The sequence below is a fragment of the Sphingomonas morindae genome, from assembly GCF_023822065.1.
Taxonomy (GTDB): Bacteria; Pseudomonadota; Alphaproteobacteria; order Sphingomonadales; family Sphingomonadaceae; genus Solisphingomonas; species Solisphingomonas morindae.
Window position 1 is genome coordinate 736240 of sequence record NZ_CP084930.1, and the last position, 21261, is coordinate 757500.

General features: G+C 64.0%; 21 protein-coding genes, 1 tRNA gene, 2 rRNA genes and 1 pseudogene (1 of these 25 only partly in view). 6 read left to right on the forward strand and 19 right to left on the reverse strand.

Annotated features, from left to right (window positions below):
• Positions 1 to 13: 13 nt before the first annotated feature.
• A complete protein-coding gene (locus tag LHA26_RS03590) occupies positions 14 to 439 on the reverse strand; it encodes a GFA family protein (RefSeq protein WP_252167386.1) in 426 nt (141 codons plus the stop codon).
• A 12-nt stretch (positions 440 to 451) separates the two neighbouring features.
• A complete protein-coding gene (locus LHA26_RS03595) occupies positions 452 to 1651 on the reverse strand; it encodes an MFS transporter (RefSeq protein ID WP_252167387.1) in 1200 nt (399 codons plus the stop codon).
• An 89-nt stretch (positions 1652 to 1740) separates the two neighbouring features.
• On the opposite strand from LHA26_RS03595, the gene LHA26_RS03600 reads away from it, so the two are divergent.
• Positions 1741 to 2691, forward strand: a complete 951-nt coding sequence (locus LHA26_RS03600) for a LysR substrate-binding domain-containing protein (RefSeq protein ID WP_252167388.1) — start codon at positions 1741 to 1743, stop codon at positions 2689 to 2691.
• Between the two features lie 58 nt (positions 2692 to 2749).
• On the opposite strand, the gene LHA26_RS03605 is transcribed toward LHA26_RS03600, so the two are convergent.
• From LHA26_RS03605 to LHA26_RS03625, 5 genes are all read right to left on the reverse strand, one after another.
• Positions 2750 to 3382, reverse strand: a complete 633-nt coding sequence (locus LHA26_RS03605; RefSeq protein WP_252167389.1) for a tyrosine-type recombinase/integrase — start codon at positions 3380 to 3382, stop codon at positions 2750 to 2752.
• Between the two features lie 286 nt (positions 3383 to 3668).
• On the reverse strand, positions 3669 to 5084 hold the full coding sequence (locus tag LHA26_RS03610) for an alpha/beta hydrolase family protein (protein ID WP_252167390.1): 1416 nt from the start codon (positions 5082 to 5084) through the stop codon (positions 3669 to 3671).
• A gap of 20 nt (positions 5085 to 5104) precedes the next feature.
• Positions 5105 to 5746 (reverse strand): SdpI family protein, encoded by a 642-nt coding sequence (locus tag LHA26_RS03615; RefSeq protein WP_252167391.1) that lies wholly within the window; start codon positions 5744 to 5746, stop codon positions 5105 to 5107.
• Complete coding sequence (locus LHA26_RS03620; RefSeq protein ID WP_252167392.1) at positions 5743 to 6048, reverse strand: autorepressor SdpR family transcription factor; 306 nt, start codon at positions 6046 to 6048, stop codon at positions 5743 to 5745. The genes LHA26_RS03615 and LHA26_RS03620 overlap by 4 nt, the downstream gene beginning before the upstream one ends.
• Positions 6049 to 6154: 106 nt before the next feature.
• Positions 6155 to 6898: an SDR family NAD(P)-dependent oxidoreductase gene (locus LHA26_RS03625; protein ID WP_252167393.1), complete on the reverse strand. Its 744-nt coding sequence runs from the start codon at positions 6896 to 6898 to the stop codon at positions 6155 to 6157.
• 84 nt (positions 6899 to 6982) lie between these two features.
• Between LHA26_RS03625 and LHA26_RS03630 the strand changes: the two genes are divergently transcribed.
• The gene (locus LHA26_RS03630; RefSeq protein ID WP_252167394.1) at positions 6983 to 7534 is read left to right on the forward strand and encodes a TetR/AcrR family transcriptional regulator; all 552 of its coding nucleotides are present in this window, start codon (positions 6983 to 6985) and stop codon (positions 7532 to 7534) included.
• A 45-nt stretch (positions 7535 to 7579) separates the two neighbouring features.
• Here the strand turns inward: LHA26_RS03630 and LHA26_RS03635 are convergent, their stop codons facing one another.
• From LHA26_RS03635 to LHA26_RS03650, 4 genes are all read right to left on the reverse strand, one after another.
• Entirely contained in the window at positions 7580 to 7984 is a 405-nt protein-coding gene (locus tag LHA26_RS03635; RefSeq protein ID WP_252167395.1) for a nuclear transport factor 2 family protein, read from the reverse strand.
• Positions 7985 to 7993: 9 nt separating this feature from the next.
• The gene (locus LHA26_RS03640; RefSeq protein ID WP_252167396.1) at positions 7994 to 8878 is read right to left on the reverse strand and encodes an SDR family oxidoreductase; all 885 of its coding nucleotides are present in this window, start codon (positions 8876 to 8878) and stop codon (positions 7994 to 7996) included.
• Complete coding sequence (locus LHA26_RS03645) at positions 8875 to 9363, reverse strand: MarR family winged helix-turn-helix transcriptional regulator (RefSeq protein WP_252167397.1); 489 nt, start codon at positions 9361 to 9363, stop codon at positions 8875 to 8877. The genes LHA26_RS03640 and LHA26_RS03645 overlap by 4 nt, the downstream gene beginning before the upstream one ends.
• 218 nt (positions 9364 to 9581) lie before the next feature.
• On the reverse strand, positions 9582 to 10397 hold the full coding sequence (locus tag LHA26_RS03650; protein WP_252167398.1) for a CPBP family intramembrane glutamic endopeptidase: 816 nt from the start codon (positions 10395 to 10397) through the stop codon (positions 9582 to 9584).
• Positions 10398 to 10468: 71 nt separating this feature from the next.
• On the opposite strand from LHA26_RS03650, the gene LHA26_RS03655 reads away from it, so the two are divergent.
• Both LHA26_RS03655 and LHA26_RS03660 read left to right on the forward strand, forming a co-directional pair.
• On the forward strand, positions 10469 to 11236 hold the full coding sequence (locus LHA26_RS03655) for a MerR family transcriptional regulator (protein WP_252167399.1): 768 nt from the start codon (positions 10469 to 10471) through the stop codon (positions 11234 to 11236).
• Positions 11233 to 12243 (forward strand): alpha/beta hydrolase, encoded by a 1011-nt coding sequence (locus LHA26_RS03660; protein WP_252167400.1) that lies wholly within the window; start codon positions 11233 to 11235, stop codon positions 12241 to 12243. Before LHA26_RS03655 ends, LHA26_RS03660 begins: the two co-directional genes overlap by 4 nt.
• Before the next feature lie 86 nt (positions 12244 to 12329).
• On the opposite strand, the gene LHA26_RS03665 is transcribed toward LHA26_RS03660, so the two are convergent.
• The 4 genes from LHA26_RS03665 to LHA26_RS03680 all read right to left on the reverse strand — a co-directional run bounded on the left by LHA26_RS03665 (position 12330) and on the right by LHA26_RS03680 (position 16653).
• Entirely contained in the window at positions 12330 to 13607 is a 1278-nt protein-coding gene (locus LHA26_RS03665; RefSeq protein ID WP_252167401.1) for an amidohydrolase family protein, read from the reverse strand.
• Between the two features lie 98 nt (positions 13608 to 13705).
• Positions 13706 to 14419, reverse strand: coding sequence for a LytR/AlgR family response regulator transcription factor (locus LHA26_RS03670; RefSeq protein WP_252167402.1), 714 nt, complete (start codon positions 14417 to 14419; stop codon positions 13706 to 13708).
• Complete coding sequence (locus LHA26_RS03675; RefSeq protein ID WP_252167403.1) at positions 14416 to 15423, reverse strand: sensor histidine kinase; 1008 nt, start codon at positions 15421 to 15423, stop codon at positions 14416 to 14418. Before LHA26_RS03675 ends, LHA26_RS03670 begins: the two co-directional genes overlap by 4 nt.
• Before the next feature lie 612 nt (positions 15424 to 16035).
• A complete protein-coding gene (locus LHA26_RS03680; protein ID WP_252167404.1) occupies positions 16036 to 16653 on the reverse strand; it encodes a helix-turn-helix transcriptional regulator in 618 nt (205 codons plus the stop codon).
• Positions 16654 to 16753: 100 nt separating this feature from the next.
• Between LHA26_RS03680 and LHA26_RS03685 the strand changes: the two genes are divergently transcribed.
• Positions 16754 to 16945, forward strand: coding sequence for a hypothetical protein (locus tag LHA26_RS03685; protein WP_252166717.1), 192 nt, complete (start codon positions 16754 to 16756; stop codon positions 16943 to 16945).
• 45 nt (positions 16946 to 16990) lie between these two features.
• Positions 16991 to 18106: pseudogene (locus LHA26_RS20135) on the forward strand (recombinase family protein); the annotation flags it as partial.
• A gap of 27 nt (positions 18107 to 18133) precedes the next feature.
• Here LHA26_RS20135 and LHA26_RS03695 read toward each other — a convergent pair.
• The 4 genes from LHA26_RS03695 to LHA26_RS03710 form a co-directional block, all read right to left on the reverse strand.
• A complete protein-coding gene (locus LHA26_RS03695) occupies positions 18134 to 18568 on the reverse strand; it encodes a hypothetical protein (protein WP_252166719.1) in 435 nt (144 codons plus the stop codon).
• 97 nt (positions 18569 to 18665) lie between these two features.
• A tRNA-Met gene (locus LHA26_RS03700) sits at positions 18666 to 18742 on the reverse strand.
• 55 nt (positions 18743 to 18797) lie between these two features.
• A 5S ribosomal RNA gene (rrf, locus tag LHA26_RS03705) occupies positions 18798 to 18912 on the reverse strand.
• Between the two features lie 99 nt (positions 18913 to 19011).
• Positions 19012 to 21261 (reverse strand): 23S ribosomal RNA (locus tag LHA26_RS03710); it runs 542 nt beyond the window's last position.

Genomic DNA, 21261 nt, shown 5'->3' on the forward strand with positions numbered 1-21261 from the left:
AGCAATAGTGAACTCAGGTGGCCGGAAAATATCGAAGAACGCCAGCTTGTCGCGCAACGCCGCCGATGTCGCCGGGATGGTTGATCCCATCGGTCACCGGCACCTCCTCGAAATCAAACGGGCTGATCCCGCTGAGGCAGGCGACGTTCACCCCATATTGGTTCGGGTTGGAGCGCCTCTGGTGATGCGTGTAGATGCCGCAGCGCGAGCAGAAGAAGTGCTGCGCGATGCCCGTATTAAACCGATAGCTGGTCAGCGCATCCTCGCCTTCTAGGACTCGAACGCCGCCCATTTCAGCCGAGACGGCGATCGCGCCGCGCATCCGGCAAAAGGAACAGGTACAACGGCGGATCGTGGCGAAGCCGTCGCTGAGCCTGGCTTCAAAGCGAACGGTGCCGCAATGGCATTGGCCCGATCGGACGGTTGCGTCTTCTGGCATGGTTCAGCCTCCTCAACCGGCCGATCGTAGCGCCGGCCGAAGCGCCGCGACCAGCGGGATGATCGCCGCCGCGGTCAATCCGGCCGACACGATGCCGATCGCCTGACTGCTATGGTCGGCGACAGCACCAAAGAGGATCGGGGCGACGCCGCCCGAGCCGATGACGCTGGTGTAGAAGATCGCGAAGGCCCGGCTGGTGTTGCCACCAGGCGCGAGTTCGGGGACGGTGCCGTAGAGCACCGACGACGTTCCGTTGAGCACGATGCCGAGCATCGGCAGAACGATGAGCGTCGGTGCCAGCGGGGTGAAGAGCGTCGCGAAGATGAGCAACGCGGTCGCGGCCTCGGTCGCCATAACGCTCCCGACGACACCGAGGCGCTCGCTCAGCCAGGTGCAGCTTGCCTTGCCGAAGGCGCCGCCGATGAGAAGCAGGGCGAGCGCGATGCCGACTGTCGCGGAACTGCCGCCTCGACCATGGATGAGGAAGGGCAGGAACAGCAGGTAGCCCATACGGGTCGCGGTATCGAGGCCACCGATCAGGGTGAGCAGACCGAACCCCCGGCGGTCAGGACGGGCAGGTGCCGACGGCTTGTCCGTATCCTCGTGAGCAGCGACTGATGGCGCCAGTCCGAACAGGACGCCGGTCACGGCTACGCCCAGCAGCGCCATGAGGCCGAGTACTGGGCGCCAAGTGAGGAGCGGCAGCAGCAGCGCTGCGAGCGCCGGCAGGGTCGCTTTTCCCAGATCGCCGGAGAAATTGTACATGCCGAGCGGGCGGCGCGACGCCGCGCCATAGGTCTCAATGACCAGCATCGAGCCGCGCGGATGCTGGATGCTCGACCCGATTCCGGCCACGAACAGGCCGATGCAGAGGCCCGCAAAACCAAGCGGCAGCGCCATGAGCACGAAGCCGGCGACGGCAATCAGCGTCGCCAAGACCAAGGCGGTGCGCGGGGTGACCCGACGCAGTAGCCGGTCGGCGGGAAGCTGGAGTCCGCCCATCGTGCCGTAATACAGGGCGCGCGCTACGGCGAGGCCGGCATAGGAGAGGCCGAACTGGCTCTGCCAGATCGGCAGAAAGGCATAGAGTCCGTCGGTATAGCCGTCATGCAGCGCATGGACGATGCACGCCGCCAGCAGGTTACGGGACTTGGTCCGAGCAGGCTGGGGCAGCTCGGCCTCAACGGTCATCGAAATACGCGCAGTGTTCACGATCGCCTCCGGCTGCAATGCTAAACCCGCGCGCTTTCGGTAAATAGCGGGTGGTTGCTCACGATACCCGTCAGCTTTACTCACGAATCATGCGCCGATTGCCGCCCCTCAATGCCCTGCGCGTCTTCGAGGTCGCCGCCCGAACCGGCAGTTACGCGGCGGCCGCGGCCGAACTCGGCCTGACCCACGGGGCGGTCAGCCGCCATGTCGCGACGCTCGAAGCCTGGCTCGGGCAGCCGCTGTTCCGTCGCGATGGCCGCCGCATGGTCGCGACGCCAATCGCGGCGATGTTCGCCGACGAGGTCGGCCACGCCTTCGATCGCGTGACCCGCGCCGCCGAGGCCTGCGGCCGACCGACGACGCGGCGTATCCTGCGGGTCAGTGCGCCGACCAGCTTCGCGATGCGCTGGCTCATCCCCCGACTCGATTGCTTCCATGCCGACCATCCCCATGTCGAGGTCGTCGTCGGCACGGTCTCGACGCTGCTCGAAGATCTGCGCGGTGGCTTCGATATCGCGATCCGGCGCGGCATTGCCGGCGAGAGGGCGTGGCCGGGTCACCGCGCCGTTCCGGTACTCGACGACATCGACACGCTGATCGCGAGCCCAGCGCTGCTCGAACGCCGTCCGATCTGGACCCCGGCCGACATCGAAGGCCATGTGCTGCTCGCAAGCGAAACGCGCACAGGCGATTGGATCGACTGGCTCGACGCAGCAGGATTGCCGCATCTGGTCGGCCATCCGCGTCAGACATTCGATCACTTTTTCGTGACGCGTCAGGCGGTCGAGGATGGGCTGGGCATTGGCATCGGCCCATTGCCAATGCTCGAAATTGACATCGCAGCCGGCAAGCTCGTAGCACCGCTACCGAAGATTCAGGTCCGCCGGACCGGCTACGTCGCCATTATCCCGGAACACGCGGAACGCGTGCCGATATTAAGCTCGTTCGTCGACTGGCTTGCCGGGCAGGGACAGCGACCAGACGATCATCATGCTAACCCAATGGCAGGTTTTAGAAGTGTCGACAGCAGCAGCGAATGACGTGGTCTGGTCGGCAGCGGAAGCGGCCCACCGCTCGTTGAGATGGGCCGCCCCAAGGTCAGATTTCGGTCCGTTCAGCCAGGACGAGGGCATCTTCGATGTCCACGCCGAGGTACCTGACAGTGTTCTCGATCTTCGTGTGGCCCAGCAGAATCTGGATAGCTCGAAGGTTCCCGGTGGCCTTGTAGATCATTGATGCTTTCGTGCGGCGCAGCGAGTGCGTCCCGTACTCGGCCCGGCGAAGTCCGACCGCATCGACCCATTCGTCTACGAGCCGGGCATACTGCCTCGTGCTGAGATGCCCGGCATGATCGACGCGGCTCGGGAAAGCGTAGTCGTGGACAGTGCCGCCGCGGCGTTCGAGCCACGCGAGGAGACTTGCTCTGACATCGGCCGTAAGCTCGAACTGAACAGGACGTCCGGTCTTCTGCTGCATGACGATTGCTCGGGTCCTGATTTCAGGCCCGGAGACGAGGTCGCCGATCTTGATCTTCACGAGATCGCAGCCTCGCAACTTGCTGTCGATCGCCAGGTCGAACAGCGCTCTGTCGCGAAGGCGGCGCTCCCGATCCAGGAAGAAGCGAACGGCCCAGATTTGCTTCTGCGTCAGCGGTCGCTTTGTGCCGACCGTCTTGCCCGCATTCCACACAGGGCGGCGATGCGTGGCAGGATCATACTGTGCGTGTCCCATTGTTCGTCTCCACGGCCGTGATTGGCCGTCGAGTGAACGTGGTCATCTGCATGGATTGCGGGCCGCCTTGTCAGCAACCGACCCATTCCCGGCCGTTCGGTAGAGCGGGGCGGCATCCCAAAACCGGCCGATCCGCCAACTCGCAGCAGTCCCGTTTCTCCATGTCCGACGGACCGTTTCGGGAAAACGCATTCGGGAACAGATTTCGGGAAAGCCGGCCCGCCGGACGCTTACGGAAGACGGATGTTGCCTGGGCCATCCCGTTCAACCTTCCCATTCGGGAAAGCTAACGGCGCTCCGTATGGCTCACGATCCAGTCGCCCACAGTCTGCAAGACGCTGGGTGCGATCGTTTCCTCGATGCGGCTATATTCGCCGACTTGCCCGGTATCGGCGGTCTGAAGCAGATGGTTCAGGCCCGGTAGTTTCACGACCGTCGCATCCGGATTGCCACGCAGTGCCAGTTTGATGCCGGCAAGGTTGCTGTCGGCGGCGACCTGAAGGTCTTTCGTGCCGCCCACGGCCAGCACCGGGCAGGCGACCTTGGCCAGAACGGGGCGGGGATCGTAACGCACGAACCAACGCATCCAGGGTGACGCCACGACCCTAAGCTGCGCCGGCATATCGCCGGCCGGCTGGCCCTGCTCGGCCGCGATGGCTTGCCATGCCGTATGCAGCGACATGTCCGCCGAGGCTTGGTCGGGGGCGTCCTTAACCGCATCGTAGAGCCTCTGCATCGTCTGGGCGGATCGGTTCACCGCCGCGGGCGGCAGGCCCATGGCGCTTTCGATCAATCGCTTCTGTTCGAGCATCAGGGCCTCGCCCGGCTCGCCGGACCCGGCGAGCATGACCACGAACGCGATCCCCCGATCCTGCGCTGCAATCATCGGGGCAATGATCGCCCCCTCGCTGTGACCCATAAGGCCGATCCGGTGCGGGTCGATGTCCCGGCGGGTACGGAGGAACGCGACGCCGGCAGCCACGTCGCCGGCGAAGTCGGCCGTGGTGGCGGTGCGAACCTCACCTGTCGATCCACCTACCTGCCGATCGTCGACCCGCAGCACGGCAATGCCGCGCCGCGTCAGCGTGTCGGCCCAGAGCAGGAACGGCTTGTGGCCGAACACCGCTTCGTCCCGGTCCTGCAAGCCCGAGCCGGTGATGAGCAGGACGGCCGGGAACGGCCTCGGTCCGCTCGGCAGTGTCAACGTTCCCGTCAGATGGGCGTGACCGGTCGGGTTGTCATAGGCGACCTCCTCGCTGCGGTACGGAAAAGGCGGCCGGGGCGTCTGTGGCCGAGCGGCGGGTGCCAATGCTGCTATCCCAATCCGCGTCATGGTCAGGGGCAGCGAAGCGCTTCCTTGTGACCACTGCCCGGCAAGGGTTTGCCCGTCCGGTGAAAGGGTTGCCGTAAAGCTGGCTTCGGCCGCAGCGATGGTGAAGCGGATAGCCGCACCGTTCGGCACGGCAACGGCGATGGGCAGACCCATCGCTCCTTGCGATGGACTGTCGAACGTCGCCTTCGGGCGCTCGGGACTGCCCGAGACGTGCAAGACGAGCGGGATTGATCGACCGGACGCAGAAAGCGATCCATGCCAATCTCCGACGATCCCCGGCCGGGCCGAGGTGGCCGACCCCTGCGCGTTGGCGGAGGCTGCCAATGGCACGATCATCAATCCGGCCAGCGCCGAGGCAATGAGACGCATGACTGTTCCTTTTCCGGCGATCAAGCGGCCGCCGCTCTCGCCAGCCGCCACGACCGCAGACACGGCACGAGGATCAGAACGCCGATCATCGTCACCCGCAGCGGCGCGGTGACCGATGGCAGGAGGGGCAGAAGGGCCAGCGGCACCATCAGCATCCCCTCGATCACCATGATTCTGCCACCGAGCCGATTGGTCGCTATCCAATTGTCCTCGTTGGCCAGCGCCCACGGCGTGCGAAAGCCGATGAGGCGCATGGGTCGCGATTTGCCCAAAAGATTGCCGACCGCAACGAAGAGGAAGGCCAACGCCAGATGCAGCGGGACCGGCGCGCGCACCGGCCAGCCAAGAGCAGGGCCGGCCAGCCCGACCTGCTGCGCGCCGAACAGGAGCAGAAGCGCGACCCATAGCGTCTCGTACAAGCCCGCGCTGCGGCGCAGCCCATTGGCAACGCCGGCGATGGCCGGCAGACAGGCGAGCAGGACCGACAGAACGGCGGCACCGGTCGGCGCCACCAAGAGCGCGATCTTCGCTGGCGCGACGTGATCGGGGTTTCCCGCCAAGGTCCAATGGATCGGCAGCCGCGCGTCCGCCGGCAGTCGGGCGAGGGCCGCAACCGCGAGGATTGTCATCCCGGCGACGGTCGCGATCGACAGGAAGATCAAGCCTCGCTTGGGCATGCCGCTTCACCAGCTACGCCGGCGGACTGGCCGACCTTGATGCGCTCCATGAAGCCGAGGACGACTTCCTCTAGAACCGAGAGATTGAGGCTATAGATCAGCGAAGCACCCTGCTGCTCCGCCTGCACTAGGCCTGCGGCTTTCAGCTTGGCGAAGTGCGCCGACATCGTCGGCTTCGCGACGTCGAAATGGGAGGCGAGTTCCCCTGCCGGCAGGCTGCCCTTTTTCAGGATTTCGAGTACCTTGCGCCGCGTGGGGTGCGACAACGCTTCGAAAACGGCATCCATCAATCACTCCTTCTATTATTAGCTATGGAGCTAAGAATGGAAGGTCAAGTGACTTTCCCGTTTCACTATCCCATGCGAGACGGCCCTGACTGCCCCAAACTCTTGGTCAGACTGCCGCGACGCCGCCATCCACGAACAGCTCGTGCCCTGCGACGAAGCTGCTGTCGCTCGATGCCAGGAACAGCACAGCGTTTGCGACATCTTCGAGGTGACCGAGGCGGCCAAGCGGAACGCCCGCGACTACGGCTTCCTCGGCGCCCGGCGCGGCATCGAAATAGTCGCGCATCATCCGAGTTTCGGTCGCGCCGGGGGACACGACGTTCACGCGGATGCCGCGATCCTTGAGGTCGATCGTCCAACTGCGTGCAAAGGAGCGCACCGCCGCCTTGCTCGCATTGTAAAGCGACTGCCCCGGATAGGCTTTGGAACCCGCGATCGAGCCGTTGAGCACGATCACGCCCCCGGCAGCCATCAGCGGCAGCGCCTTCTGCACCGTGAAGACCAGCGCCTTGACGTTGAGGTCGAACGTCTCGTCAAAGTCGGCTTCGTCGAGCGCTTCGAGGGGAATGGGTTGGTGCGTGCCAGCATTGGCGAAGACAATGTCGACCTTGCCGTGCCCACGCGCGACGCGCTCATATAGCGCCGTCAGGTCGGCAAGGTTCGTGACGTCGCCCCGGACGCCGATGGCGCCATGCCCGATCCGGTCGAGCGCCTCGTCGAGCATCTCTTGTCGCCGCGCGGTGATGTATACCTGAGCGCCCTCCATCGCGAAGCGCTCGGCGGATGCCAGCCCGATCCCGTCGCTCCCGCCGGTGATCACCACGATCTTGCCTTCGAACCGTTTCGTCATCACAGACGCTTTCCAATAAGTGGAGGATTTCTCCAATCCAATATGGAGGCACCCTCCACTTGGCAAGTCCCGGAAGGATGAAATGTGACGAACCATGGGTTGCGCGCAGATGCCGAACGGAACCGCGAGCGTATCCTCGTCGCTGCTGAAGAGGCCTTTTTAGAACGGGGTGCGGGTGTCGCGTTGGAGGAAGTGGCGCGGCGGGCGAAGGTCGGGATCGGCACGCTCTACCGGCGGTTCCCGACGCGCGAGGCGCTGCTCGCGGCGACCAGCGACGAGCGGTTCGTGGCGCTCGCCGAGACAAGCCGCGTGCGCGCTGCCGCGCTCGGGCCAGGGGACGCTCTGCGCCAGTTCCTCGAAGAACTCGCGCGAAACACCAGCCTCTACCAGAGTCTGGCCGCGTCGCTGGGAACCGTCATTCAGCACGGGACTCCAGGCTGCACCGCGATCACGGCCGAGGGCCGTCGGCTCCTCCAAGGCGCGCAGGATGCCGGCATCGTCCGCGCCGATGCGGTTTTCGACGACATCATCTGCGTGGTAAGCGCCATCGCAATAGCGGTCGAGAAGGACAGCGCACCGACAACTCACATCACTCATCTGGTTGATCTCCTCCTCAACGGCTTGCACGTCCGCTGACGAGGGCGAGCCGTTCGTTCGGAAGGAGTCGCCGCGATGGGCGTGCTACCGAGCGGCGCGCGACAGGGCGAAGCTGTCCTCAAGCATCTGAAACCGGGTGACAATGCCATTGTCGATGGTCAGCACGATCGCGAATTGCGACGCCATCACCTTGCCCGTCGCCTTGATCCGCGTCTGCAGCGCGCCGACGATCGCGGCGCGCTTGTCGCTGGCGAGGATATCGTCGACATCGAACGCCAGCGGTTCGGTGAGAGTACGCAGGTCGCGCAGGAAGTCGACCATGGCCCGACGCCCCGTCCGCCGGCCGATCCACGGCATGGCATCGGCATCGCCCTGGACCTCGAACACCAAGTCCTCCGCAAAGGGCGTGGCAATCTCCTCCGGGTCCCGGCTCTGCCCGATGCCCTCCAGCAGCGTCCGGGCGATCTCGATATTGCGTTGTTGATGCATGGTCATTTCCTAGGCGACCTTCGCACGCTGCTTTGGCGCGGCGACGAACCGGTCGCGGTGATCGCGCACGAAGGCGGTGAAATCATGGGGCGGGATACCGGTCAGCCGTTCGATCTCGAAGGTTGGGTCGATGTCGTGATGCCCCGCAACGACGTCGGCGAACTGGACAACGAGCCCCTTGGTCATCCAGCGCGAATTGCCGGTTGCGCGCAGCAGTGCGGCAAACAGCGGATTAGGCAGGTCAAGATAGCGAACCTTGCGTCCCGTCACCGCCCCGAGCCGTTCGGCGGCCGCCGTCATATCGAGCGTTTCGGGACCTGTGAGGAAATAGGTCGCGCAGACATGGCCATCCTGGCGCAGGACCGTGGCGGCGACGCGCGCTACGTCGCGCGTGTCGACCCACGACACCGACCCCTTGCCGGCGACCTGCGGCAGGAAGCCCTTCGCGATCGCATCCTTGAACCACAGGAAATTCTGCATGAAGGCAGTGGGCTTCAGGATCGTCCAGTCGATCCCCGACGCGCGCAGATGATGGTCGATCCGGGCGTGGGTCTGGGCCCAAGGCACGGTCGAGCGAACATTGGCGTCCGACGCCGACAGCTTGATGATGCGACGAATGCCGGCGTGGCGGGCAGCGTCGATCGCGGCGGTCTCCTGCGCGAACTGGCGCTGGGTGGGCGGCGTAATGAGGAACATCGTGTCGATGCCCTCCATCGCGGCCGGCAGCGTCTCGGGCCGATCGAAGTCGCCGAGCACCGCGTCTGTCCCTTTCGCTCGAAACGCATCGACCTGCGCTTGCTGGCGTCCCATCGCGCGAAAGGGCGTGCCTGCCTCGTCTAGCAAGCGGCAGATTTCGCCGCCGATACCGCCGGTCGCACCGGAAATGAGGATCATGATGAGGGCCCTTTCCAAAGGGATGGGAAAGTGCTCCGATCGTCGAGGCGCTCGGAAATGATGGCGACCATTGCCTGAAGCGTGACGATGGCCTCGCGGATGCGATCTGGACCGATCCGGTCGACGATTGCCCGGTCGATCGGGGCGACTGCCTGTTCGGCGCCGGCGACCGCGTCGATGCCCGCCTCTGTCAGCAGGACGAGCTTCGCGCGGAGATGCTGCGGATTAGGCTGGAACATCACCAGACCTTGCTGCGCGAGGAGATCGACGATGCGTTGCACCGCTTGCCGGGTCAGCCCCATGGCGCGTGCGATTGACGCGACCGTCAGGGGCACGGGCGAATAACGCAGCGCGGCGAGCACCTGCCACCAGGCGCTGGTCAGGCCGAGATGCTCGACCAGCGTATTACCGGCACTTACCAAGCGCCCGTTGGCGGCAAAGACCGCGAGTGCGAGCTCGCGTGCATCCGTAGGGGTGTCGTTCATGCGATAGCTGGACCACAAGTTGACAATATACTGTCATAACTAGACATGAACGTCATGGTTCCTGCTTGAAGCATCGTCGCCGTGGCGATGGCTTCTGCGCGGAGTCTGCACCGAGCCTGGGATCGTGAAGCGCCCGGGGAATATCAGGGAGTGCAGCGGTACTACCTTTGCTGCCTTGTCAGGTTTCCCGCTTCACCATCGATTCCGGGAAGGTGCCCCTAGAAGGTGGCGGGAATGTTCGTGGCGATATGCAAAAGCAAAGCGGGCCACAGACTACCGCTTCGCTCACGCAGTTGCGCGAATACGAGGCCCATCGGCACGGTGAAGGCGAGTTGAGCCAAGGCGGCCTCGTCGAGCGGAAACCGATGTAGCTGGATATGATGTAAGCTGAACGCGATGGTGGAGAGCCAGATCGCTGGGCCTGCCGTTTCAGCCCACAATCTACGAGCCTGTTCAAAGATCACGCCGCGAAACAGGAGTTCTTCGCCTATTGGGCCAAAGACCAGGAAGGCCAGGATTGCCGGCCAGCCTCTGGCGTAGGTCGTCCAGTGGCCGGTAGCGAAGGCAGCGATCACCGATCCAGTCAGCCAGACAATGAGCCAGAGCGCCGAAATTCCTAAGACAGAACGGCGATCGGTCGGGCCAAGCCGGGGCCAGCGTAACACCGAACGCGAAGCGAGACAGAAGAAGATGCCGCCGATGGCGAGGCAGGAGGGGATGGCCGCCGTTGCGATCCAACCCGCAGCAGGGTGGGTACGAACCAGCACAATGCCCGCCCACCGATTCACCTGCGTCGTCAAAATGAGCGACGCGCCGATAAGGATCGCCAGCAGGATCGCTCTGATGCCTTTGGTCATACGTTGTGGATGCATGGTCGGTCCCCGTTCGGCCCAAAGACCGTAAAGAGTGCTGGTCTGTCCAACCACTCTCGATCTGACGATTGACCCACGGATGGCGCATTCCCAAAACACCATCGATTCCGAGAACACCCGTGCCGTCTCGCTGGCCGTTTCCAATTGGGAAACGACGTTCACGCTCGCCCTCCTCTTGACCCTGACGCAACGTCATCCCGCACAAGCATGGCATAGCGATTCGGAGTGAGGTCATGCGGACGGTCAAACAGGTGGCGAAAGCGTCGGGCGTCAGCGTCCGCGCCTTGCATCATTACGATCATATCGGATTGTTAAAGCCCGGCGTCGGCGAGAACGGATACCGCTATTACGGGCAGGCGGAGATGCTGCGCCTTCAGCACATCCTGTTCTATCGCGAACTTGGGCTGCCGCTTGCGGATCGCCCGGATCCTCGACGATCCCGACTTCGATACGCGCGCCGCGTTGCTCGATCTGCGTCGGCGCATCGAAGAAGAAATCGCTCACGACGCGATTTGGCACAGACGATCGACCGGACACTGGCGGCGCTCGATGCCGGCAATGCTGTGGACGACCATCGCCTCTTCTACGGTGTCTCGGCCGAGAAGCAGGCCCTATGGGAAGCGGAGATCGTGGCCCGCTTCGGCGATGCGGGCGACGTTGCGATCCGTGATGCCAAGTCGAGGATGGAGGGCCTGTCACCGGCCCAACTGCTCGACTTCAAGGCGGAGATCGACGCCATCCACGCTGGAATCGTCACGCTGATCGAGGCGGGCGGCACGCCTTCCTCCAATGCGGCCCAGGGACTGGTGGGCCGGCACTATCGCTGGGTGTGTCGTTCGTGGCTTCCCGATGCGGCAGCCTATGCCTCACTCGGCCGAATGTATGTCGATCATGTGGATTTCCGATCGATGTACGACGCCCTGCATCCAGGCATGGCCGTCTTCATGGAGCAGGCGATGGTCTGGCAGGCCCAAACTGTCCTTAAGGGGTGCGTGCAATGAACCACCGCGCCGTCCTCGCCACCATCATCGTCGGAGCCACCTGCATGACCGCAAGTAATCTGAAGGCCGCCGCTCCACAGGAGCGCGATGCGACCGTTACCGTATCTGGTGTTGAGAACGCGTGCCGCTTCACGATGCCGTCGGGCAATGCACGCGGCGCGGTGCTTCTCGTTCCCGGATCGCTCTACAGCGACGTGGACGGCAATTATCCGTCGATGAACATGCGTCCGCACGCCTATGCCGACCTTGCGCGGCAGCTCGGCGAGCGCGGCTTCACGGTCCTGCGCATGGCGAAGATCGGTCCCGGCACGGGGTCGCGCACGATCGACGCCGACGCCGCCCGCCGGCACATCGACTTCTTGACCCGCGTCGAAGTCGCGCAGGCCGGGCTGGACCTGCTTCGCCACACCGTCGCAACCCGCCCGCTCATTGTGGCCGGACATAGTGAGGGTGCCGTGGTTGCATCATTGCTCGCCGCAGGTCCGTCCGGCGCGGTGATCGATGGTGTAGTGAGCCTGTCCGGCCCAGCGTTGCCGATCCTGTCGATTTTGCGTGCGCAGGTCGCAGCCATGTCCCCTCCTGGCGTCACGCCGGACATGGCGATGTTCGATCGCACGGCGGCCGCCATACGGGCAGGTCAGGCTCCCTCGAATGAGGCAAAGTCAAATCCGCAAACCGCTATGCTCGCGTCCATGCCCAAACCGGGGCTTGCTTACCTGCGCAGTGCCGATCTCGTTGACCCGTTCGCCGCTTTGGGGAAAGTCCAAACTCCGGTGCTGATCGTTCGAGGAGGTCGGGACGATTCCGTTCCGGCAGCGCACGCTGAGGTGCTGCGCGCCGGCCGAACGACGCTGCCAACGGAAGTTGCGACATTCCCGAACCTGACACACTTCTACAAGGTCGCACCTCTGGGTCTGCTACCGATGCAATCGATGGGGTTGGAGACGGACAGCGATCCGGCCGTCGCTGACGCCATTGCTGCATGGGCCAGCCATTTGAGCCGGTAGGTTTTCTCAATGCTATGTCAGTGACGGTTTTTGGGAAGGTTGTCTGCCTTCCCAAAACTCGATCGTTTTCGAGAACGCTCTGCTGTTCAGGTGCGCGGCTTACGATCAACAACGTAGCCGTTCTTCCAGATGGTCACGATGTGCCGCAGAGCGATGATGTCCCTGGTCGGGTCGCCATCGACGAGAATCATGTCGGCCTTGAGCCCAGGCGCGATGCGTCCGCGATCGGTAGTCCCAAAGAAGCGGGCCGGGGCGGAGGTCGCGGCGATGAGCGCCTGTGTCGGGCTCAAACCCGCGTGGACCAGCAAAGCGAGTTCCAGATGCAGGGAAGGCCCAAACGCGGTGGTCGGGTTCGGCGCGTCGGTGCCCGCGATCATCGTGATCCCGGCGCGGGCGAGCCTGCTCACATTGGCAAGAGCCGTCGCATAATCGACGGGTCGCGGGTGCTGCCAGTTGAGTGTCAGCATCCCCTTCTGCATGGGTGAAAGGAAGGGCGCGATCGCCGGGTCTGCCGCCAGCTGACGGGCATCATCGGTGCCTGCAAGGCCCGCATAGGTCGCGAGCGTTGCAGTCTGGACGGTTCCGTGCGCCTTCATCGCCGCAATGAGCGCGTCATCGACAGGCTCATCGCAGACGGCATGCTCAAGCGCGTTCACACCGTTTGCGACCGCGATCCGCGCATCGGCCAGTTTCTGGACGTGAACGACGACGAGCTTGCCGGTCGCCTTGGCGGCGACAATGACCTCCGCGAAGCGCGTCGGGGTGAAGGCGGGCATGTCAGCTGGTTCGCCCCGCCTCGCTCCATCATCCTGAAGCACCTTGATATAGTCCGATCCCCCCTCGACCCGCGCCCGCATGAAGGCGCCCGCGTCGGCATCGGTGGCGAGCGTCGGTAGCTTGGTCGAGCCTCGCATCAGCTCCGTCGGATGGCCACCAGGCGGGGTCGCCCCGATCCCGGCCGTAAACGTATCGGCTTCGCTGACCAGGCCATCGGATCGCCGCTGCGCCCGCCAGCGGTCGATCGTCGCGCGGTCGGCGGTTGAATACATGTCGAACACGGTCGTCACGCCGAACCGCAGCGCATCGGCCTGTGCGCCGGGGAAGACATGGACATGCCCATCCATGAGGCCCGGAAGCAGGGTCTGCCCGCGCGCCTCGACGATCTCGGTGCCTGAGGGCGGCCTCACTTTGCGCGCCACCGCGACGATGCGGCCGCCTTCGACCAGCACCTCCCGGTGCCCAAGCACGCGCGTTCCATCGAACACCCGCGCGTCTCGCACGAGGAAGGCCCCGTCCTGCGCCGCCGCTGGCGCAGCCGCCAGCAGCATCGCCATGCCCACACACAGTTTCTTCAGTCCCACCATCTGCCTCCCTGATCTCGGCGGAAGGCAAGACGGCGATCACGGGCCACTCGCAACCGTTCGGGCGTGAGCAGTGTGCCTGATGGCGCGAGCCGTGCGCGTCAGCCTGCCGCTGCGGCGAGTCGCCGCGCGAACTCGGCACGGAAGGTTCGGCTGAGCGGCACGGTGCTTCCATCCGACAGGCTGATGTCGCCATCGCCGTTGCGCCGGTGGGTGATCGCCGCGATTCGGTCGAGCCGGACGAGCGTCGAGCGATGGACCCGGACGAAGTCGGGACCGAGCCGCTCCACCAGCTCGGCGATCGGCGTACGCAGCAGGTGCACTTGGCCGAGCGCGTGGACGCACAGGTAATGGCCGGCCGCATCTACACGCTCGATCGCGTCGAGCGGCACGAAGATCGTTCGCCCGCCGTCGCGGATCTCGAGATGGCGCGGTTGCGTGGGCTCGGCCGAGCGTACACCCTGAACGCGGCGCACCCGATCGAGCGCGCGGGAGACATCCTCCGCAGTCGCGGGCTTGAGCAGGTAATCGATCGCCTCGACCCCAAAGGCCGGCAGCGCAAAATCGGGAAAGGCAGTCAGGAAGACGAAGGCGGGCCGAGGATGCGCCAGCGCCTCGGCGAGGGCCAGCCCGGTGCCGTCGGGCAGCTCCACGTCCAGGAAGGCGAGCGTCGGCCTCGTCGCGGCCGCCTGTGCCAGCGCATCGGAGACCGTTGCGGCCTCGCCGACCACCTCCACATCGCCATGCTCGGCCAGCAGACGACGAAGGCCGGCCCGCGCAAGGGCCACGTCCTCCACGATGAGCGTGCGGATCATGCCGTGGTGTTGCCCATCGTGACCAGGGGAAGGTCGAGGGTTACCACGAACTGTTCGCCTTCGACGTCAGTCGCCAGCGTCGCGTCTATGCCGTAGAGGGCCGTCAGCCGTTCCCGCGCGTTTGCAACGCCCGAACCGGCCCCGCGCGATGGTGCGATGCTGTCCGGCATCGAGTTCTCGATTTTCAGTGACAGCCGGCCGTCGTGATCCTCGGCAGCGATGCACAGCCGGCCCTGCGCCACCCGCGCGAGCGCATGAACCAACGCGTTCTCCACTAACGGCTGGAGGATAAGCGCCGGCACCTGGGCGTTCCAGGCGGCAGGCGATGCCGACACCCGAAAGTCCAGCGGACCCGGCAGCAGCAGCCGATAAAGCTCGATATGATCCTTGGCGATCGCGATCTCCTCGGCCAACATCAGCTCCGGCCGCTCGACCGCCAAAGTGGCACGCAGGACGTCAGCGAGCCGCGCGATCGCAGCCTGCGCAACATCCACATCGTTGTGGGCCAGCTCGCCGATGGCTGTCAGCGCGTTGAACAGGAAATGCGGATTGACTTGCGCCCGAAGCGCCTCGAGCCGCGCATCGGCCCGCAGCCGCTCCCGCTCGCCTGTCTGGCGGATCCACAGCAGCGCCTGGCCGACGCCGATCACCGCGACATAGATCGGGACCGAGAAGAAGGAGGTGATGGTCGCGCCTTGTGCGAGTTGCGCCAGGGGCAGGAAGCGTCGTCCCTCGATCAGCCACGCTGCAACTTCGTTCAGCAGGAGGCCTAGGGCCGTAACAACCGGAACGAGGATGACGCCCATTCCTCCGATCCCAATCAGAGATCGCAAGGTGCGACCTGCTCCTAGGGGCTGCCGCGCACTCGCGCGCAGCACAGCCGGGGTGACCAGCGCCCAAGGCAGAAAGAACAGGATCATCGCGCCGAGGGTCGCCAGCAGCGTTCGCCACCCGGCGCTGGCGTTCAGCAGCCACACCGCCGGCGTGTAGGCGAGCGCAACCAACGCCCACGCCGCACCGATCGCGCGCCATGGCGGGATCCTGATTCTTACTTTGCCTCGTCCAGACATGCGTGCGCCTCTGGCACATGGGCGCCTCTCGTCCAAAGCTTGTGCAAAGGTGTTGATGGCACGCCTACCCGCGCAACATCTCATTCCGCAAAATACCATCGTTTGCGGGACAGCTGGCGGCGCGAGCGGCAGCTATCCACTGCAGGGCTCTTGATAGCTGCCGGGCAGGAAAGTCCGAATCTCGGCCGTCCACGGCAGTGCGATGAGCGTGATGAAGAACGGCAGGTTCCGGGACTCGGAGTGTGAACTTCAGACGACTGAAATGGGGCGCGTAGCTTCCGCCTCGAACTTCGTCAACGAATGTCCGCTTTGCTCGGTCTATCGCTGCAAAGCGGCCGTTCCGCTTCCCACCATCTGCGGTCATTCGTGGCGCTCTGCGCCACTGGATGAACGACCGGCCGATTATGGCGGTCGACCGCCGAAAAGCGGACATGCCGCTTACCCCCCATTATCAGGCGCTTCTCGGAGGACGGCGCTCAGGTAATCTCGCAGGGTCGCGCCTAAGTGAGAAGCCTGGCGTGCCGTCGCGCATGCCCTGTCGCCAATCTAAAGCGGCCCACGGCAAAGTTGGTCGAGCCAGGGGTTGAGGATCACGAGCTCCGGCGTGGTATGGCTGTCGGCGGCCTGCTCGAAGCGGAACACGCTTGAGGTGGCAAGCTGCCCGCGTTCGAGCCGCGACAGGGTCGCGACCGAAATGGCGGCCTCGCGGGCTACCTGTGCAAGGGTCAGCTTCCGGCGCGTCCTGGCCGCCCGGAGCTGCTCGCCGAATGCCGCGATCTGGTCGCCCTCCCGACCCTCGAGGAACCTCCGGTAGCGCCCCGGTGCCGCCGCTTTGGGTACGGGCCGCAGCCGGCCTCCCCCTGGCATGTCGTCGACAAAGAGGCGGGGGTCGGCCTCGCTTTCGACCGGGTGTGCGACATGCTCCCAGCCGAGGTCCAAAGTGTCGAGGAGCGCATCGAGCGTGGCGGGTCCTGGCCATGCCGCCCCGCGCTCGATGTTGGAGAGCGTCTGCCGCGATATGCCGACGCGCGCCGCCACCTGGGCCTGGGTCCCGAACGCCTCGCCGTCGAGCAGCCCCTGCCGGCGGCGTTTCAGAAAGGCGCCGAGATCCGCACGCAGGCGCCCGGCGCCGCGCGGCAGCAACATCCGGCTGGGACGATCCACGTATCGCATCTGCGACAATCATAGCGGCGGTCTGGACCTTCAGAAAGCCCAATGTCGCGTTTTTGCAAGGCTGGCCGCCGCTGCATCCTAGAAGACCGGCATGTCCGCTCCCGGCATCTTCCGCGAACCGCCGGCTGAGGAACGGCATGCGCCGACGCAGAGGCGGGACCAGCTCGCCTTGCTCGAGGAGGTGTTGCTGTCGCTCATTGCAAAGCGGCTGGTCGCCGCGTTGGGCCGAGAGACAGAGATGTCCGCTTCAAGCGGAGAGATCGCGGCGGCGGTTGAAATCTGACCGCTGCATCCGCATCCTTGCCGATTCACGCACGCGAGACCCACAATGACCGAATTTGCCGTCGCTTACGGACGCAAGAGCTTCGACGACCCGGACGACCGTACCTCATCCGTCGACGACCAGCGGCTCTTTGCGCTGGGCTATGCCGAAAGACATGGCTTCGAGGTGGTCGCCTTCCACGGCGATGACGGCATCACGGGCGCGACCATGGAAAGGCCGGGCCTCCAGAAGGTGCTGGCGCTCATCGCCAATGGTCAGGTCCGCGCCCTCATCATCGAGGATGTCGACCGGCTGAGCCGTGACGCCGAGCATCTCCTCTACATGGTCAAGCTGTTCCGGCTGCACCGGGTCGCGGTGCATACGGTGGCGGCGGGCAAGGTCGATGACCTCGTCCTCGCCTTCAAGGGCATCATCGGCGAGCAGCAGCGTATGCGTATCGCCTATACGACCAGGCGCGGCCTGCGCGGCAAGGCGACGCGGGGTGGGGCCACCGGAGGCCGTGTGCTCGGCTATCGGCGCGAGATCATCGGCGACGACGCACAAGGCCGCGAGACAGACCGCCTCGCCATTGACGGTCCCCAGGCAGCGCTCGTGCTGCGCATCTTCACCCTCTATGCGGACGGCTGGAGCCTGAAGCGCATCTGCACCACGCTCAACGCCGAAGGGATCCCCTCCCCGCGTGCTCGCGAACGCGGACGCTATAATGGCGGCATCTGGAACCCGTCGACCCTGTCGGGTGACGTGGCGCTGGGTGAGGGCATCCTCAACAACCAGCTTTATATCGGGCGCCGCATCTTCAACCGCCGCACCTGGGTGGAGGTGCCGAACGACCGGCGCGGCTTCTCGCGCCGGCCGCGGCTCAACCCGGAAGCGGAATGGATCATCCGCGACGAGCCGCAGCTGCGCATCGTGCCCCAGGCGCTTTGGGACAGCGTCAAGGCTCGCCAGGCTGATGCGCGAAAAGCCCGTGACGCGCACTTCAAGCGCACCGCCAATCCGCTTGCCGGCGCGAAGCGACCGACACACCTGCTGTCCGGGCTGGTGCGGTGCGGCCTTTGCGATGAGCCATATCTTGCATCCGGCGGCGGCCGGTGGCGGTGCAAGGGACAGCGCACCGGCCGGTGCGCGAACGGCTCCATCACCGTGCAGGAACTCGAGGCGCGCGCCTTGTCAGGGATCCGCGAGCGGCTACTGACGCCAGACACCGTCAAACGGTTCGCCGCCACGCTCCAGCAGGCGCTTATGGAAACGGCACAGCTGGGCAACGCGGAACGCACCAGGATCGAGGGCGAACTCGCAGACACACGCATGCGCATGGCCAAGATCGTCACGCGCATCGAAGAGGATGGCGACGCGCCCCGGGCGCTGACAAGCCGCCTTCGTGATCTGGAGCGAGACGCGAATCGCCTCGAGCAGGCACTTTCCGAGCTCCCGGCCGCTCAGGTCGTGCGGCTCCCGGCGAACTATGAGAAGCTCTACCGTCGCGCGATCGCCGAGCTCGAGACGCATCTGGCGTCCAGCGAGGGTACTGCCGCTCGCGAGGTCATCCGCCCGCTCATCGAGAAGATCGTGGTGCAGCCAGGCAGCGCGCGCAGCAGCAAACGCCGCCCCATTCAGCTCCACGGCGACCTGTACCGGATGCTGGCGTTCGCGGAGGGCGCCTGTACGCCAGACGCAAAAAAGCCCCAGACCGTGAGGTCTGGGGCTTTTGTGACACAGTTGGTTGCGGGGGCAGGATTTGAACCTGCGGCCTTCAGGTTATGAGCCTGACGAGCTACCGGGCTGCTCCACCCCGCGCCGGGAGTTTTATTGGGGTGTGAATGGGTTTTTTCCGTCTCGCGCCGGTCGCAAAGCCTGGCGGCGTCCTACTCTTCCATCGCTTAAGCGATAGTACCATTGGCGCAGTCCGGTTTCACGGCCGAGTTCGGGATGGGATCGGGTGGGTCACGGACGCTATGGCCACCAAGCTATGGGGCCGGCGCGGGGACGGAGTGTGTTTTGAGATCGGTGCGTGTGTCATGCTGGGCGTTTGCGCATCACCAGGCTTTAGGGTGATGGCGGGGCTCATCAAGCGCGAATAGAGCAATTAGGACCGGTTAGCTTCACACGTTACCGTGCGTCCACATCCGGCCTATCGAGGTCGTGGTCTTCGACCGCTCTAAGATATCTTATCTCGAGGGAGGCTTCCCGCTTAGATGCTTTCAGCGGTTATCCCGTCCATGCATAGCTACCCTGCTGCACCGTTGGCACGATGACAGGTCCACCAGAGGCATGTTCAACCCGGTCCTCTCGTACTAGGGTCAACTCCTCTCAAATATCGACGCCCACGGCAGATAGGGACCAAACTGTCTCGCGACGTTCTGAACCCAGCTCACGTACCACTTTAATTGGCGAACAGCCAAACCCTTGGGACCTGCTCCAGCCCCAGGATGTGATGAGCCGACATCGAGGTGCCAAACAACCCCGTCGATATGAGCTCTTGGGGGTTATCAGCCTGTTATCCCCGGCGTACCTTTTATCCGTTGAGCGATGGCCCTTCCACGAGGGACCACCGGATCACTATGACCGACTTTCGTCTCTGCTCGACTTGTCAGTCTCGCAGTCAGGCTGGCTTATGCCATTGCACTCTAACAGCCGGTTTCCAACCGGCCTGAGCCAACCATCGCGCGCCTCCGTTACTCTTTGGGAGGCGACCGCCCCAGTCAAACTACCCGCCACAGAGGGTCCCTCACCCGGCTAACGGGTGCAGGTTAGACATCAGAAAACAACAGGGTGGTATTTCACCTATGGCTCCACCAGGGCTGGCGCCCTGGCTTCAAAGCCTCCCACCTATGCTACACAGTTCTTTCCTAATGCCACTCTGAAGCTGCAGTAAAGGTGCACGGGGTCTTTCCGTCTAACCGCGGGTACTCCGCATCTTCACGGAGAATTCAATTTCGCTGAGCATGTGCTGGAGACAGTGGGGAAGTCGTTACGCCATTCGTGCAGGTCGGAACTTACCCGACAAGGAATTTCGCTACCTTAGGACCGTTATAGTTACGGCCGCCGTTTACCTGGGCTTCATTTCGATGCTTGCACATCTCCACTTAACCTTCAGGCACCGGGCAGGCGTCAGACCCTATACGTCGTCTTGAAGCCGACTTAGCAGAGCCCTGTGTTTTTGCTAAACAGTCGCTACCCCCTGGCCTGTGCCCCCTGGCAGTGCTTGCGCATAGCCAGGGCCTCCTTCTTCCGAAGGTACGGAGGCAATTTGCCGAGTTCCTTCAGCACACTTCTCTCAAGCGCCTTGGTATACTCTACCTGACCACCTGTGTCGGTTTCGGGTACGGTCTGTATGGGGAGGCTATTTCCTGGAACCGCTTCGAAGCACGGCCAATCCGATAAGGCCGTACAACTGCCACGATCCGTCACTCATCCCCAGGCCATGGAATATTAACCATGTTCCCATCGACTACGCCCTTCGGCCTCGTCTTAGGGGCCGGCTCACCCTGCGCGGATTAGCCTTGCGCAGGAACCCTTGGTCTTTCGGCGACAGGGCATCTCACCCTGTTTATCGCTACTCATGTCTGCATTCGCACTTCCGATACCTCCACGGCCCATTACCAGGCCGCTTCGCAGGCGTACGGAACGCTCCGCTACCGCGTGGATAAATCCACACCCTAAGCTTCGGTGCACGTCTTGAGCCCCGGTACATCTTCGCCGCAGGAACCCTTGATTAGACCAGTGAGCTGTTACGCTTTCTTTAAAGGATGGCTGCTTCTAAGCCAACCTCCTGGTTGTTTTGGGATTCCCACATGCTTTCCCACTTAGACGTGACTTGGGGACCTTAGCTGTAGGTCAGGGCTGTTTCCCTCTTGACGACGGACCTTAGCACCCGCCGTCTGTCTCCCGGATATCACTCTTGGGTATTCGGAGTTTGGTTAGGTTTGGTAGATCTCGCGACCCCCTAGCCCATCCAGTGCTCTACCCCCCAAGGTGTTCGTCCGAGGCACTACCTCAATAGTTTTCGCGGAGAACCAGCTATTTCCCGGCTTGATTGGCCTTTCACCCCTAAACACAACTCATCCGGTACCTTTTCAACGGTAATCGGTTCGGCCCTCCAGTGGGTGTTACCCCACCTTCAGCCTGGTCATGCCTAGATCGCCGGGTTTCGGGTCTAATGCATCGAACTCAGTCGCCCTATTCAGACTCGCTTTCGCTGCGCCTACACCTAACGGCTTAAGCTTGCTCGATACATTAAGTCACAGACCCATTATGCAAGAGGTACGCGGTCAGGGCTTAAAACCCCTCCCACTGCTTGTAGGCATTCGGTTTCA

Coding starts and splice junctions, on each gene's coding strand:
- LHA26_RS03590 (WP_252167386.1), bottom strand. CDS start 439: ATGCCAGAAGACGCAACCGTCCGATCGGGCCAATGCCATTGCGGCACC.
- LHA26_RS03600 (WP_252167388.1), top strand. CDS start 1,741: ATGCGCCGATTGCCGCCCCTCAATGCCCTGCGCGTCTTCGAGGTCGCC.
- LHA26_RS03605 (WP_252167389.1), bottom strand. CDS start 3,382: ATGGGACACGCACAGTATGATCCTGCCACGCATCGCCGCCCTGTGTGG.
- LHA26_RS03610 (WP_252167390.1), bottom strand. CDS start 5,084: ATGCGTCTCATTGCCTCGGCGCTGGCCGGATTGATGATCGTGCCATTG.
- LHA26_RS03620 (WP_252167392.1), bottom strand. CDS start 6,048: ATGGATGCCGTTTTCGAAGCGTTGTCGCACCCCACGCGGCGCAAGGTA.
- LHA26_RS03625 (WP_252167393.1), bottom strand. CDS start 6,898: ATGACGAAACGGTTCGAAGGCAAGATCGTGGTGATCACCGGCGGGAGC.
- LHA26_RS03635 (WP_252167395.1), bottom strand. CDS start 7,984: ATGCATCAACAACGCAATATCGAGATCGCCCGGACGCTGCTGGAGGGC.
- LHA26_RS03640 (WP_252167396.1), bottom strand. CDS start 8,878: ATGATCCTCATTTCCGGTGCGACCGGCGGTATCGGCGGCGAAATCTGC.
- LHA26_RS03645 (WP_252167397.1), bottom strand. CDS start 9,363: ATGAACGACACCCCTACGGATGCACGCGAGCTCGCACTCGCGGTCTTT.
- LHA26_RS03655 (WP_252167399.1), top strand. CDS start 10,469: ATGCGGACGGTCAAACAGGTGGCGAAAGCGTCGGGCGTCAGCGTCCGC.
- LHA26_RS03660 (WP_252167400.1), top strand. CDS start 11,233: ATGAACCACCGCGCCGTCCTCGCCACCATCATCGTCGGAGCCACCTGC.
- LHA26_RS03665 (WP_252167401.1), bottom strand. CDS start 13,607: ATGGTGGGACTGAAGAAACTGTGTGTGGGCATGGCGATGCTGCTGGCG.
- LHA26_RS03670 (WP_252167402.1), bottom strand. CDS start 14,419: ATGATCCGCACGCTCATCGTGGAGGACGTGGCCCTTGCGCGGGCCGGC.
- LHA26_RS03685 (WP_252166717.1), top strand. CDS start 16,754: ATGTCCGCTCCCGGCATCTTCCGCGAACCGCCGGCTGAGGAACGGCAT.